Source organism: uncultured Chitinophaga sp. (assembly GCF_902168175.1).
Lineage (GTDB): Bacteria > Bacteroidota > Bacteroidia > Chitinophagales > Chitinophagaceae > Chitinophaga.
This window is the reverse complement of the sequence record NZ_CABHOU010000017.1, coordinates 1-14,349: the sequence shown is the minus strand read 5'-3', so window position 1 is coordinate 14,349 and position 14,349 is coordinate 1. Positions and strand designations below refer to the sequence as shown.

The window sequence follows — 14,349 nt, the reverse complement described above, 5'->3', positions numbered from 1 at the left end:
ACCATGGTGTTACGCCAGTATTTTATGCTTACATTTACTTATACGCTGAAGAATTTCGGCAAAAGATCATAATTGCCAGGAGGCCGTCCTTGTTTTTAGGAATAGCAGGGGCGGCCGCACTGCAGTAGAAAAGCTCAACTCTTCCATTTGGCCGGCCTTATAGAAAATTTGAAGCAGGGCAACGCATCTGCTTTTAAAGATATGGTACACACCTGTAAAGACATGGTGTACAATACGGCTATTGGTATTTTACAGAACCCGGAAGATGCGGAAGATGTGACCCAGGAGGTTTTCATGCAGGTATATGAGTCGATATCGTCGTTTAAAGGAGAAGCCCTTTTGTCTACCTGGCTTTACCGTATTACCGTCACCAAATCGCTGGACCATTTAAAAAAGAAGAACCGGAAGAAACGCTGGGCCAAAATAACAAGCCTGTTTGGTGCGGGTGGCGAAACCCTGGTGGAGTCTGCCGATTTTCACCATCCCGGGGTAACGCTGGCCAATAAAGAACGTTCTGTATTGCTGTTTAAAGCCCTGGCACGCCTGCCCGAAAACCAGAAGGCGGTATTTGTACTGCATAAGCTGGAGGGGTTGAGTGCCAAAGACATAGCCGCAGTAATGGACATTAGTCTGGCCTCGGTGGAGGGGCTCATGCACCGGGCTAAAGCAGGACTAAGGTCGCAGTTGGAAAAGTATTATCGGGAAGATGATTAAAAAACTTGAAAAAGTTGCGGAGGTTTTTCCCCGGATTGTCGTCTAATAAATATATACCGTATGAGAAGTAGAAAAGACATAGAAAAAGACATCGAAGCTGTACTGGGAAGTATGGACGGAGTTGACAGGGCTACCCCTGGAGAGTTCTTCTATACCCGCCTGCAGGCACGCCTGCAGCAGGAGCGGCCCGGTATGTTGGAGCGGTTGACAGCGTTTATTGCCCGTCCGTCGGTGGCTATTACCGGTATTGCATTGATACTGCTGATTAATGGCGTTACGATGGCTAAACAATGGTATGCCACACCCGTGAAAGTGGAGCAGGCTTCTTTACAGGCCTTTGCAGATGAGTATAACCTGAGTGTGGTAACTATTTATGAAGATGAAAAAATTGAACCCTGATGACGATGCCAACTAAAAGCAGAATACTGGGTGTCCTGGTGGTCATCCTGCTGGTTACCAATGTGGCCATGCTGGCGTTCTTCGTTTTCCTGAAACCGGCAGCGCCGCAAAAGCAAAACAGAACGGGCAGGGGAAACGATGTGGCAGTAATCCTGGAGAAAGAAGTAGGTTTCAGTAAAGCACAGATGGAGACGTACAACCGTTTACGTGAGCAGCACTGGGATAAAATGAAACCTCATTTTACCGAAATGCGTACGGCGAAAGACAGCTTTTACCAGCAGTTATACCGTAATAATGTACCTGATTCCGTTATTAACGCCTATGGCGACTCCATCGGGCTAAGGCAGAAAGAAGTGGATATGCAGGTGTTCAGGCATTTTCAGCAGGTGAGGGGATTGTGTACGGACGAGCAAAGGCCGCGTTTTGACTCACTGATCAACCAGGTAATCCGCAAAATGAGCGGTCCTTATCGTAAGGACAGGGGAGAGCGGGCAGATAGTACAAAGAGTAGATAATAAATATAAAACCCAATTCCGAACCATTCATTTAAAAACAATCAAACAAGATGAAAAACAAATTCATGTTATTCCTGGGCTTAATGTTAGCTGTTACTATTTCTGTAAGCGCGCAACAGGGCCAACGCCGTACAGCCGAGGAAAGAACGAAAGCCACAATTGAAAGATTGACAGAAAGCCTGGCCCTTACAAAAGACCAGGTAACTAAACTGGAGCCCATTATCCTCGCTAACAACCAGGAAATGGACAAAGCGTTTAAAGACGGTCAGCGTCCTGACCGTGAAACTATGCAGAAAAACAGGGCGGCGATGAACGAGAAATTCAAAGGCATTCTGACTGAAGAGCAGTACAAAAAGTACGAAGAAGATCAGGCTAAGATGAGGCAGAACCGTGGTGGTAATGGTGGTCCCGGCGGCAACGGCGGTGGCGGCAACAACTAATTTCGCAGCTAAACAAGATTTAGAAGGGCTGTTCCTGAAAGGGGGCGGCTCTTTTTTTTATCAGATGGGCAGGTAGCTTAATAAAAGCAGGAGGGATTGCAGTACAGGCAGTAATATCTCCCTAACCTTTTGAACCCCAATAGCTTTTTGCTTTTTTATCGTTAAGGGCGACAGGTCGAGGTACTCAGCAATTTCAGTATTGGAAAGTCCTTCGAAATAAGCCATTTCGAATATCTGGCGACATTTCTCCGGAAGTTTAACGCATGCATTACGTACGAAGAGAATCATTTCATCTCTGCCATCGGCTTCTTCATTACTATGGGCTTCGGGATCAATCTCGTGGCCGGTAACTTCCCGCTTCATTTTACGCATGTAGTCAAGCGCAGTGTTCCGCACCGTCTGATACAGATAGGCGGCCGGATTGGCTACGTCCTTCAGGGAACCACGTTTTTCCCAGATCTTGAAAAATGCCTCCTGCACCAGCTGAGCGGATAAATCCTGGTCCTCAGCAATTTTGGCGCAAAGCACGACCATCTTCACAAAGTGAGTTTTGTAAAAATGTTCAAAATCAGTCATGTTTTCCCACGGGAGTACCCGTTGAGTGTCGATATGTGCTGCAAAGTCATCCATTCCTGGAAATGGTATGGGAAATTTTAATGTTATTGGCCCTCTATCTTGATTTGTTCATTCACCAAATGCTGCTACTATTCATTTAAACCTAATGATTCCGAAAGATAGTTGAGAAAAGGGAGTTTTCATAACAGGACAAGATGGATGTGCATAAATGGTGTATGAAATGCACTTTTTTAAAGTATTTGAATTTTTTTTTGTTCCCGCTTACTCCTTTTTCACTTTTCGTACGTCATCCATGAAAATAATCCGGATGAACAGCACATTTTCAGAACAACACCCAATATGGCATGAGTGGTTAGACCTTTACCTCCGGGGAGAGGCAGATGAAGCTACTTTGGCCAGCTTAAAAGATTGGGTGGCAGCGTCTAATGAAAATGACAGACTGTTCCAGGCTTTTTTAAAGTCGTATAAAGCGGACGTTCCCGCCTGGGCGGCCAGTATTAATGCCGACCAGCACTGGAACGAACTTCGTGCCCGTATGACCGTTGCCCCTGGCAAAACGGTACTGATGGGCGCCCGCAAGGGTAAAGTACGTACCCTGCGCCTTGCTGCCGCAGGAGCCGCCGCCGCTATAGCAGCAATTGTAGCCGTGTTTTATTGGTCGGGTAAAGATGAATACCAGACCTATGAAGCCTTTGCCGAGCCGATCACCGTTGTTTTACCCGACAGTACCACCGCTTTGCTGAACAGCAACAGTAAACTCCGCTTCCTGCCAGGTTATGGTAAGGAACACAGGAATGTTGAGCAGCAGGGACAGGTGTTTTACCAGGTAACCCCAAATACCAAAGTGTCATTTAAGGTAAAAACCTCTCATTCTGTTGTTAAAGTATTGGGTACCAGCTTCGATCTGAAATCTTATGAAGAAGATGGTACCGAGCAACTGGCCGTGTTAACCGGGGCCGTTAGTTACGAACCCGCAGGCAACGAAGCCGCGGCTAAAGTACTGAAGGCCGGCCAGAGCGCGATATTGGGTAAAGAGGCGAATGAAGTACAACTGACAGGGGCCCTGCCGGCCAAACAGTTGTACTGGAGCGGCAACCTGGTATTTGAGCAGGAAAAGGTGGAGGACATTGTTGCCGTACTGAGGGCTTACTACAAAGCAGACATCCAACTGGAGAATACGCAGCTGGGCAGTGCCAGCTTCACCGGGTCGTTCGAGCGCGAATCGCTGGACGAGGTGTTGCAGGTGATCTGTTACTCGCTGAACATGCAGTATGCAAAGAGTGGCAACCGATACACCATTCAACCAAAGAAGTAAGGCTGTATTTTAATCGTCTATAAATGAAGAAAATGCTACTCATCGTCCTGCTGCTCGCGGGCGTGCAGTGTGCCGGGCCCCTTTGGGCGCAAGGCCCTGTGCCGGCAGCACAACAGGATGCGGTAAAGCTCAGCGAACTGTTATCGTCACTCGAAAAAAAGTTCCAGGTAAAATTTGCCTACAGCCCGGACGTGTTGCCGCTGAATAAGCTGGTAACCGTAAAGATCACCGGCCGTAAACTGGAACCCATACTCGATGAGTTGTCGAAAACACTGGGCATTACCTATGTCATCAACGGCAAGCGTGTGGTGTTTGCGAAAGCGGAAGTCCGCAAACCTGTAAAGGTGAGTGGCAAAGTGGTTTCCGCAGCAGACGGCGCGCCGCTGGAAGGGGTAACCGTATCGGTGCCGGGCCTGCCCCGCCATACGGTTACCAATCCTGCCGGAGATTACAGCATTGAGGTGGCAGGCGACCCGCAGGAACTGGTGTTTAGTTTCATCGGTATGCAAAGCCAGCGTTTACCGGTAAAAAGTAATGTAGTAAATGTGAGCCTCGAGCAAGACCAAAGGCAATTGGAAGGAGTGATCGTTTCAGGGTACGGATTGCAGGAGCGGAGAGAGAACCAGGTGGGTAGCGCCACTGTGATCACTGCCGCGCAACTGGAACGTAAACCGCTGGACCGTATCGATCGTATGCTGGAAGGGCTGGTACCCGGCCAGCAGTACCAGGTGCAAAGCCTCGACCAGAGCAGTCCGCGCCCGCGTTACCAGACGCGGATACGAGGGCAGGGGTCGTTCCTGGCTTCTAATGAACCCTTGTGGATTATTGACGGGGTGCCCATTTATACCGGTGATGCCACCAACTCAATTTCTGGTGTAGACGTGAGCATCAGCCCCCTTTCCTATATTAATCCGAATGACATCCAGAGTGTTACCGTACTGAAAGATGCAACTGCCACCACCATTTATGGTGCCAACGGCGCCAACGGGGTAATATTAATTACCACGAAGAAAGGCATCGCATCAAAAGATAAAATAACTTATAATTTTCGTGCAGGTGTAAACGTTGTTACCGACACGAAGTTCCAGGTGCTAACAGGAGATGAGTACCGCACGCTTGCCGCGGAAGCATATGCCAATGCAGGACTGAATCCGGCCGATTATCCATTTTCCCCCGAAAAGGACAAAGCAAACACAGACTGGTACGATAAATTTTTTCGTAACGGACTTACCATGTTACATGACCTTTCTTTTTCCGGTGGCAACGAACGTACGCGGTATTTCATCTCCGGCTCCTACTTTAAAGAAAAGATGACCATGCTGGCTAATGACAACGAAAGGTTGTCGGCCCGCATGAACCTGGAGCAAAAACTGAACAAACGGCTTTCGCTGTCTTTTAAGGTGGGCGGTTCCTATAATAAGAATAACATGTTTACGCCAGAATCTGATTATTATACGAACCGCCCTAATATTAACCCCTATAACCCCGACGGGTCCTACGCTTTGTACGATTCGATCACCGGGTATCGCTTTTTTAACAGGCTGGCGTACGCAGCCCAGAATGATTTTAAGCAGCACACTTTTGCCGTAACAGGCAATATAGGTGCTACCATTAAAATCATCGACGGGCTGGAGTTTAATACCACCAATGGTATCGATTTTTATAATATTCGTGAAGACGAGTACAGGTCCCGGAAGAACTGGTCGGGGATGGATACTTTTGATGGCACACCTTTAGGGCGTGCCCGCCGGGCGCAAACGAATTTCCTGCGCTGGATTTCCATCAACCGCCTTAACTATACCAGGCAGTTCGGCGCCCATATCGTAGAAGGATTATTGGGTACCGAAGCGTCAGACGGCCGGCTTAATGCATTGTTTGCCTCTGCCTCCAATTTCGCAAATGACAATATCCGGGAAATATCTTTTGCGCCGGCTGAAACAAAGCTCGCAGGCAGCAGTGCAGAAGAGGAAAGTGCGCTGTCGCTGTTCTCAAGAGTAAGTTACACTTATGATAAAAGGTTCTCCTTCATCGCCAACTACCGGCGCGATGGTAACTCCCGCTTCGGCAGGGATGTGGCATGGGGTAACTTTGGCTCCGGTGGTGTAGCATGGACCATCAGCAACGAGGATTTCTGGCACAACGATATCATCGATTTCGCTAAACTGAAAGCCAGTTACGGCACCAATGGCAACTCCCGCGTAGGTAACTATGCCTCCAAAGGTTTGTACAGCTTCGGTGAAGACTATTCCTACGCCGGCCAGCCCGGTGCGGTAATGACCACCGGCGAAAATCCCGCCTTTAGCTGGGAAACCACCCGCATGTTGAATATAGGTCTTTCACTGAGCTTGTGGAAAAGGGTATCAGTGGAGCTGGAAGGCTACCGGAATACCACCTCCAGGTTGATCGATAACGTGGATGTATCGCGTACGACCGGCGAAACCAAGATTAACCAGAATATGGGCGGAGTGCGTAACCAGGGCGTAGAACTGGCCTTAAACTCAGTGATTATCAATAAAAAAGACTTCCAGTGGGTCGTAAACCTGAACCTGGCAAAAAATAAGAATACGATCACATCTCTTTACAATAACAATGACAAGGTATTAGGAACGGAAACCATCAGGCGTGTTGGCGAAGATGCCAACACGCTTTACCTTGTGCGTTGGGCAGGCGTCGATCCCCGCGACGGGATGCCCATGTGGTACGACCTGCGCGGTAACATCACCAAGGTGTTCGACCTGAATAACAGGGTGGCCATTGGCTCTACCAATCCCGACCTGTTTGGGGGTGTCACCAGTAACTTTTCGTACCGCCAGTTTACACTGTCTGCTTTACTCAATTTTACATTGGGCGGATATGGTTTTAGCAATCTGCGGCGTAATTCCGAAAGCGATGGCTTGTACATCCTCGATAAAAACCAATCGCGCAACCAACTCGACCGCTGGATGGAAGAAGGCGATCTGGCGCTGGTACCGCGGCTGGTATATGGCATCAGCAGTTCATCGGGCCGCCACTCTACACGATTCGTGCATAAGAAGACCAACATACGTTTACAGAACATCAGCCTTAACTACCGGCTGCCCGATAAAACTGCGGGCAAGTTGCATTTACAGAATTTCAGCGCCTATCTGCAAGCCGACAATGTTGGCTTCTGGACACCGTACCAAACTCAGAAAAACAGGAATACGTACAAAAATTCCTTCTCTCCCTATCCGCTGGAAAGAGTAATTTCGTTTGGACTGGTAGCAGGCATTTGAACTATTTAAAAGGACCTATGAGCAGATATATGCAGATGTTGAAAGTCACCGGCCTGTTTGCAGCCATCTGCTGCCTGGCGGCGGCCTGTACCAAAGGTTTCCTGGAAAAGGAGCCCGTGGGAAGGATCAGCAAAGAGCAAGTGTTTAAAGATATGGACGGCGTACGTGCTGCCATGAATGGCACCTACAACCGTATGGCCTATTACTACGCACGTGAGTTCCTGATGTACCCCGATATTGCAAGCGATGATGTGAACCTGAAACTGGCAGGTAGTTCCGGCGATATAGATCTCGCTTTGTTCGATGAACACAACTTCCAGAGTTTGCCCGAAAGCGACGACCTCGCGGTAGGCCACATCTGGCTGTACATATTTGCTGCGATGAATAATGCCAACAACATCATCAACAGCATTACCCCGCTAAAAATACTGTACCCCGATAAAAGAGGCGAACTCGATTCGCTGCACGGCCAGGCGCTGATGCTGCGCGCGCTGTGCCACTTCGACCTTAGCCGTGTATATGCACAGCATTATACGTTCACTACAGATGCCTCGCACTGGGGTGTACCGGTGTTGCTGAAAACACCGAGCCCGGGTGAACTGATCGCACGTAAAACCATCAAACAAACCTACGACCAGGTGATCAAAGACCTGGAAGACGCGGCGGCCCTGCTGAAAAAACATCCTTCCAGGAGTTCGTTCGCAGTAAACCATGTAGCCGCATGGGGGGTGTTATCAAGGGTATATCTGTACAAAGAAGACTGGGATAGGTCGATACTGTATGCCGACAGCGTGATTAACCAGGGTGGATATACCCTTACGTCTGCAGGCAATTACCAGGATATGTTCGTATCCGGTCAGGCAGGATCAGAAGTAGTGTTCCAGCTATACGCCCGCAAAGGTGCAAAGGAAAGTATTGCCGGCACTATATCGGCTGTATACTCTAATAGCTCGTTCCAGGCTTATGCCGCTAACCAGCTGTATGATCTGTATGATAATGGAGACGTACGAAAAACAATGTTCCGTAACGCATCCGGCAAAAACTATACGATAAAGTACGCCAGGAAAGACGGGGCGGTAGATTTAGACTGGCCCATGGACCCAAAAGTGGTACGTCTTTCTGAAATATACCTGAACCGTGCAGAGGCCTTGTGGAAAAAAGGAAGGTATGCCGAAACGGCCAGCGACCTGAAAGTAATATCACAGCGCGCGCATCCGAATACAACCATCGATATTGTTTATAACGATGCGGCCGACTTGTTCGCACAACTGGCAGCAGAGCGCAGGAGAGAGTTGTGTTTCGAAGGTCATCGCCTGTTCGATATTTCGCGCCGTAAAGAAAACCTGCACCGTGGCAGTGATTGTTACGCCGCGAAGTGCAGTCTTACTTATCCGAATGCACGTTTCATTCTTCCTATTCCTTCAAAGGAACTGGATGCGAATAAGGGCATGCAACCAAACCCGGAGATTAACTAGATGATAAAGCAATTGTGCATACCGGTCATGCTGGTACTCATGGTGATAGCGGCTTGTAATAAGGACGAAGTAAAACCTTACGATCATCCCTTTGTGCATATACATGTGGCCAATGAAGACACGGTGTTTGTACGTTTTAACCGTAAAGACACCGTGAATTACAACGTGTACTACAGTGGAAAACTACAGTTCGAGCCAATGGACGTAAAATATAGCGTGGTAGCCGGTAATGGTTTACAGGAGGGGCGCGACTATAAACTGATCAACACCAGCGATACCCTTCATTTTGTGCAGGGCATGTTCGAGCGCCCTGTACGTATTGCCTGGCTCGAAAGTCCGCTGGCCCCGCAACAGAATAACAGTCTTACGATACGCATCATCAGTAATTCTAAAAACTATACCATTGGCCTGCCCGGACCCGATAAGTTGCAGAGCAGCCTGGTAATTATTAAAAACTGATGAAGTTATTCCCGGTCGATACCGGCCATGGTGAGCGCCTAAAACAATACCAGGCGGAAACGCCGCCGATAAAAGCCGTTCTAATGCCCGCGCATTATAAAAAACAAAAGGAGTGAAGTAGATGAAGCCTGCGCTGCTTGCCATATTACTGATTCTGCTTGCCCTGGCCACCCTGTTTATGGGTTGCCGGGATAAGGACCCTATTATCTATACCAAAGACTTTAAGACCTTTTACCTGCCCGCCGCCAGGAACAACGGTCTGGCACAGGACGTAACCGGCGTAATAGATGATACTGTAATTGTATTGAGAGTGCCGAACGCAGTAGACGTTTCTAAACTGGTACCAGCTTTCGACCTGGTCAATCCCCGTACGATCATCAAAGTGAAAGGGCAGGTACAGGAGAGCGGCGTTACAGTCATCGACTTTACCGAGCCGGTAGAATATTCCGTAAAAGCGGAAGACCGCAGCGTGAAAACCTACAAAGTAAAAGTAGAGAAGAGTGCTGCCATCACAAGGTTTGGACTGTACGAAAGCGATAATACCCACCGGTTGTTCAAAAACTACCTGGGCGTTATCACCGGTGTTAACATACAGGTGAGGGTACCTAAGGAAACGGACCTTACACAACTGGTACCCCGCTTTGAATTCAGCGCCGGCGCTACGGTGAAAGTGAACGGCGTGGTACAGGAAAGTGGCAAAACAGTACACGACTTTACCAATCCCGTTGAGTACGAAGTGCTGGAAGCCGGCGGCAACACCGGTGAAAAATTCATTGTCAAAGTTGATTTCCTTACCGACCCGGTTTGGACAAAAATAGGAGAGAACATTATTACTCCGCGTACCGATGGCATTGTGATGGCCATACATCCATTAACCGATAAACCATTCCTGGCTTACCAGCGCGATGGTTTGGAAAATGGTGTGTTGATAGACGGTGCTGCCGAGAAGGCCACGGTGATTACTTATACCGGCACCGCATGGGAGTTTTACGGTGGGGCCACAGGTTTCTCCGAAGATAAAGCCGAAGACTTTGCCCTGTGTTTCGACGATACCGGCATTCCTTACATCAGTTATAAAGACTTTAAGAACAGCGAGCAGAAGGCCACTGTAATGAAGTATGTAAATGGTGCCTGGACGAACGTCGGACTGGCAAGGTTCTCCATTCCGCGACCAGATTATTTGTCGATGACAATAGGATCGGGTAATGTACCGTTTATATCGATGAGCGCTCGGGGTGGTACGGTTGTAGCGGAAAGAGGATTATACCCCATGCACTTTGACGGTGCAGGCTGGAACGCGGCTAATCCACCCGCAGGCATTACCTGCGGCACCACACAAATGGCTTCGCGCAACGGTGCCGTATATATGGCCGTGATGGAACGCACGGGTGGCGCCAGCAAACCATCGGTATATACCTGGGAAGCTAATGCCTGGCGTACAATAGGAACGGCGCAGTTCAGCGCAACGGGCGCCAATGGCTTTTTAAAGGTAGAGCTGGCGGTGGATCAGGAGTGCGAAATATATGTTGCTTACCAGGAAGCAGCCGCCGTAGGTAGATTGAACCATGTGATGCACTATACCGGCAGCACCTGGGAAGTGTTAGGTAACTCCGTAAACGTAGCCGGCGAGCGCGATAACTTCAATATCGCGGTACACCCCAATGGTAAGTTGTACCTGGCTTACTCCGATGGCACCGCCTTATACGTAAAAGCATTTTCAAAACAGATCAATAATTGGGAAGCACCGGTAAGGGTGATCGACGCTAAAGTAGGCGAGTTTGATATGCAGGTAGGTAACGACGGTGTGGTGTACCTGGCGGCCAGTTTGTTCGCCACCGAAAAAACAGAAGTCTGGAAACTTGATATACCATGATAAATATAGTGGTGACGGCAAAACTGTCTTCACCGCTATTCTAACACAGGCCGGCAACAGGGCCGGATGGCAGAAAGGCCGACATTGTGTTACTGGAGTACGGAGTTATGTGTATGCATCTATATGCGGCAATACCTATTCAGGCAGTAATGGAACGCTGGTGAATGCACCAAATTTTTGTACTGATAACAGGGTAGTATACATCCTGTTCTTCAGCCTACCCTTGAAACCCTTTCTGGTTTTACCACCAATGCCGGCGTAACTGCCGGCATTTGCCATTTAATACCTATTTTTAAGACCTAATATTGTTGCATGTTGAATGAGATGGCCAGGTTCCTGGTACAACATTGGGAAACCATTGGTATCGCTATCCTTTACTTTTTTACTGCCATGGCCGCTTATAAGGCGCTGATGGAAACGCGTTCTTCCGGCAAAACACTGGCGTACCTGTTACTGCTGTTCTTCCTGCCCGGCCTGGGCCTTATCGTATATATGACCGTAGGCGTTAACCGCCGCGTTAACCGCATTTATAGCCGTAAATGGGTCAGCAACGTCCGCCTTTCGCAACGCCTGCAGGATTACCTGCAACAGGAATCACGGGCGGTGTTGTTGCAGCATGCCGATCTGATGGATAACAAACAGGGCATAGCGCGTTTACTGTTTAAGGACACATTGTCGCCGGTAACCGATAATAACTATGCGGAACTGTTGCTGAACGGCGAACAGAAGTTCCCGCAGTTGCTGGAGGCGTTAAAGAAAGCAGTACATCACATCCACCTGGAATATTACATTTTTGAAGAAGATACCATCGGTAGTGAGATCATGGAGGTATTGAAGCAGAAAGCCCGCGATGGGGTGGAAGTGCGCTTTATTTATGATGATTTCGGCAGCAGTGATATCAACCGCCGCTTCCTCCGCCAGATGAGAGCAGCAGGCGTACAGGTGTTCCCGTTTTACCGCATTCGTATCCTTGCCAACCGGCTTAACTATCGTAATCACCGTAAAATAGTAGTGATAGATGGGCATACCGGCTTTATCGGCGGTATTAACGTGGCCGATAAATATATCAACGATGCACGTTATAATCCCACGAAGAAAAGCAGTTTGTACTGGCGTGATACGCACTTACTGATCAAAGGCCATGCGGTACACTCGTTACAGTTCATCTTTATGTCCGACTGGAACTTTTGTGCCGATGCAGACTTACCCATCACCCACCAGTTTTTCCCCGACTGCGAACAACCCGGCGATTCGCTGGTGCAAATAGCCGCCAGTGGCCCGGACTCTAACCGGTCGGCCATCATGCTGTCGTACCTGGCCGCTATTAACCAGGCCGAACGTTCGGTATACATTACTACACCCTACTTTATTCCTAACGATTCGATATTCGATGCGTTGCGGCAGGCCGCCTTATCTGGTAAAGACGTACGCCTGCTTGTACCCGGCGATAAGAGCGACAGCCGTATTGTAAGCCATGCCAGCGAATCTTTTTTTGAAGACCTGTTGAGCTGTGGCGTTCGTATATTTCGCTACCAGAAAGGTTTTGTACATGCCAAAACCATGGTGGTCGACGATAACCTGTCGGTAGTAGGTACCGCCAACATGGATATCCGCAGTTTCGATTTTAACTTCGAGGTAAATGCTTTCGTGTACAGTCATGATGTAAACCACCGGCTTACACAGGCATTCCTGCACGACCAGGTACACAGTAGCGAAGTACAACCGGAAGCCTGGCTGCTCCGCAGTAAATGGCGCAAACTATTCGAGGCCATCGTAAAACTTATTTCCCCTCTTTTATAAATAGGAACCATGCTAAAGAACCCTGCTGTGCGCCCCCTGCACATTCATATTCCCGACGAAGACATTAAGGACTTACAGTACCGTTTAAAAAACGCCCGCTGGCCTACGCCCATTACGCCTTCTAATTGGGCCGATGGTACCGATGGTGATTACCTGCGCGACCTGGTACATTACTGGGCTAACACCTACAACTGGCGTGAGCGTGAAGAAAAGCTGAATCGCTTTGCACACTACCAGGCCGATGTAGACGGTACAACACTTCATTTTATACACGCTGCCGCTACAAGCGAAAACGCCACACCATTATTGTTGATGCAGGGCTGGCCCAGCAGTTTTGTGCAGGTGCTGAACATTATCCCCTTACTCACCGGGCGTTTTGAAGTAATAGCCGTTTCCATGCCCGGTTACCCCTTTACAAAATTCCCGGAAGAGCATGGCATGAGCTTCGTGCGTATGGCCGACCTGGTGAAAAAGCTGATGGTGGACGTGTTGGGCTTTGCCCGTTTTGCCGCCCGCGGTTCCGACCAGGGTGCGCTGGTGCAGCAACAGATAGGTCTCAAATACCGGGAACATGTGATAGGCTTACATCGTACCGGTATTACCCCTTTCCTGTCGCCGCAGCCCAACGATCTCAGCGAAGCAGAAGTAGCCTACCAGCAAAAAGTAGCTGCCTGGGCACCCGAAGAAACACTCTACGCACGTTTCCAAAGCCTGCGCCCCGAAACACTTACGCCCGCATTATCAGATTCCCCCGTAGCATTAGCCAGTTGGTTCATCGAAAAATTCCAGCGCTGGGGCGATTGTGATGGGAATGTAGATGCGCACTTCGGTCGCGATGCCTTACTCGATAACCTTTCCCTGCACTGGTTCACGAATGCCGGTGCTGCTTCCGTTCGCATCTACCGCGAGGTGTTCCGCGCCTGGGGTTTAACAGGTCGTGTCGCTGCGCCTACCGCTATCATCATGCCTTTGAAAGATGCTGTAACCGTACCGGCGCCACGTGAATGGGCGGAGCGGTTTTACAACGTGCAACGGTTTACGGTAATGGAACGCGGCGGCCACTTCGCCGAATGGGAGGTGCCGCAGGAAATAGCGGAGGATATTAAAACGTTTTTCGAAGGGTTGAAGTAACTAATACGTATCCACCCGGGGCGGACGCCAGTTCCTCACTCATTCCGGTTAATCCGCCTTCCGTAGAAAAAAACATTTGTATATCTCACGAAAGCACCCTTACTTTGCAGTATTAACCAAATGGTTAAAACTAATAGTTGAACATGGAAACTGCCAGCAATACCGAACAACTCATCATCGCCGCCGCGAAAAAGATCTTCTTCCAGAAGGGGCTTAGTGGTGCGCGGATGCAGGATATTGCGGACGAGGCAGGTATTAATAAGGCCATGTTGCATTATTATTACCGCAGTAAGGACAAACTGTTCGATATGGTGTTTCAAAGCGCCATGGGAGAAATGATGGTCGATATTAAGGCCATCCTCGAAAAAGACGCCAGCCTGCAGGAAAAGCTGAGCGTG

General features: G+C 49.0%; 13 protein-coding genes. 12 read left to right on the top strand and 1 reads right to left on the bottom strand.

What is annotated here, in order from left to right:
* The first annotated feature begins 147 nt into the window (after positions 1 to 147).
* Genes QZT80_RS02000 through QZT80_RS01985 form a run of 4 tightly spaced genes read left to right on the top strand, consistent with a single transcriptional unit; the run spans position 148 to position 2,068 of the window.
* Positions 148 to 714: an RNA polymerase sigma factor gene (locus QZT80_RS02000; RefSeq protein ID WP_295117085.1), complete on the top strand. Its 567-nt coding sequence runs from the start codon at positions 148 to 150 to the stop codon at positions 712 to 714.
* Positions 715 to 774: 60 nt separating this feature from the next.
* Complete coding sequence (locus QZT80_RS01995; protein WP_295117083.1) at positions 775 to 1,113, top strand: hypothetical protein; 339 nt, start codon at positions 775 to 777, stop codon at positions 1,111 to 1,113.
* Positions 1,113 to 1,628 (top strand): hypothetical protein, encoded by a 516-nt coding sequence (locus tag QZT80_RS01990; protein ID WP_295117081.1) that lies wholly within the window; start codon positions 1,113 to 1,115, stop codon positions 1,626 to 1,628. Before QZT80_RS01995 ends, QZT80_RS01990 begins: the two co-directional genes overlap by 1 nt.
* A 50-nt stretch (positions 1,629 to 1,678) precedes the next feature.
* Entirely contained in the window at positions 1,679 to 2,068 is a 390-nt protein-coding gene (locus QZT80_RS01985) for a hypothetical protein (protein WP_295117079.1), read from the top strand.
* Positions 2,069 to 2,128: 60 nt separating this feature from the next.
* Here the strand turns inward: QZT80_RS01985 and QZT80_RS01980 are convergent, their stop codons facing one another.
* Positions 2,129 to 2,644, bottom strand: coding sequence for a sigma-70 family RNA polymerase sigma factor (locus QZT80_RS01980; RefSeq protein WP_295117077.1), 516 nt, complete (start codon positions 2,642 to 2,644; stop codon positions 2,129 to 2,131).
* A 307-nt stretch (positions 2,645 to 2,951) separates the two neighbouring features.
* On the opposite strand from QZT80_RS01980, the gene QZT80_RS01975 reads away from it, so the two are divergent.
* The 8 genes from QZT80_RS01975 to QZT80_RS01940 form a co-directional block, all read left to right on the top strand.
* Entirely contained in the window at positions 2,952 to 3,959 is a 1,008-nt protein-coding gene (locus tag QZT80_RS01975) for a FecR family protein (protein ID WP_295117075.1), read from the top strand.
* Positions 3,960 to 3,982: 23 nt separating this feature from the next.
* Complete coding sequence (locus QZT80_RS01970; protein ID WP_295117073.1) at positions 3,983 to 7,213, top strand: SusC/RagA family TonB-linked outer membrane protein; 3,231 nt, start codon at positions 3,983 to 3,985, stop codon at positions 7,211 to 7,213.
* Between the two features lie 17 nt (positions 7,214 to 7,230).
* Positions 7,231 to 8,688 carry a RagB/SusD family nutrient uptake outer membrane protein gene (locus tag QZT80_RS01965; protein ID WP_295117071.1) on the top strand — a complete coding sequence of 486 codons (1,458 nt, stop codon included), beginning with the start codon at positions 7,231 to 7,233 and terminating at the stop codon, positions 8,686 to 8,688.
* On the top strand, positions 8,689 to 9,147 hold the full coding sequence (locus QZT80_RS01960) for a hypothetical protein (RefSeq protein WP_295117069.1): 459 nt from the start codon (positions 8,689 to 8,691) through the stop codon (positions 9,145 to 9,147). It abuts the gene before it with no gap.
* A 121-nt stretch (positions 9,148 to 9,268) separates the two neighbouring features.
* Positions 9,269 to 11,020 (top strand): hypothetical protein, encoded by a 1,752-nt coding sequence (locus QZT80_RS01955; RefSeq protein ID WP_295117067.1) that lies wholly within the window; start codon positions 9,269 to 9,271, stop codon positions 11,018 to 11,020.
* Between the two features lie 312 nt (positions 11,021 to 11,332).
* Positions 11,333 to 12,820, top strand: coding sequence for a cardiolipin synthase (gene cls, locus QZT80_RS01950; protein WP_295117065.1), 1,488 nt, complete (start codon positions 11,333 to 11,335; stop codon positions 12,818 to 12,820).
* A gap of 9 nt (positions 12,821 to 12,829) precedes the next feature.
* The gene (locus QZT80_RS01945) at positions 12,830 to 13,951 is read left to right on the top strand and encodes an epoxide hydrolase family protein (RefSeq protein ID WP_295117063.1); all 1,122 of its coding nucleotides are present in this window, start codon (positions 12,830 to 12,832) and stop codon (positions 13,949 to 13,951) included.
* A 143-nt stretch (positions 13,952 to 14,094) separates the two neighbouring features.
* A partial coding sequence (locus QZT80_RS01940; RefSeq protein WP_295117061.1) for a TetR/AcrR family transcriptional regulator occupies positions 14,095 to 14,349 on the top strand: 255 nt, incomplete at its 3' end.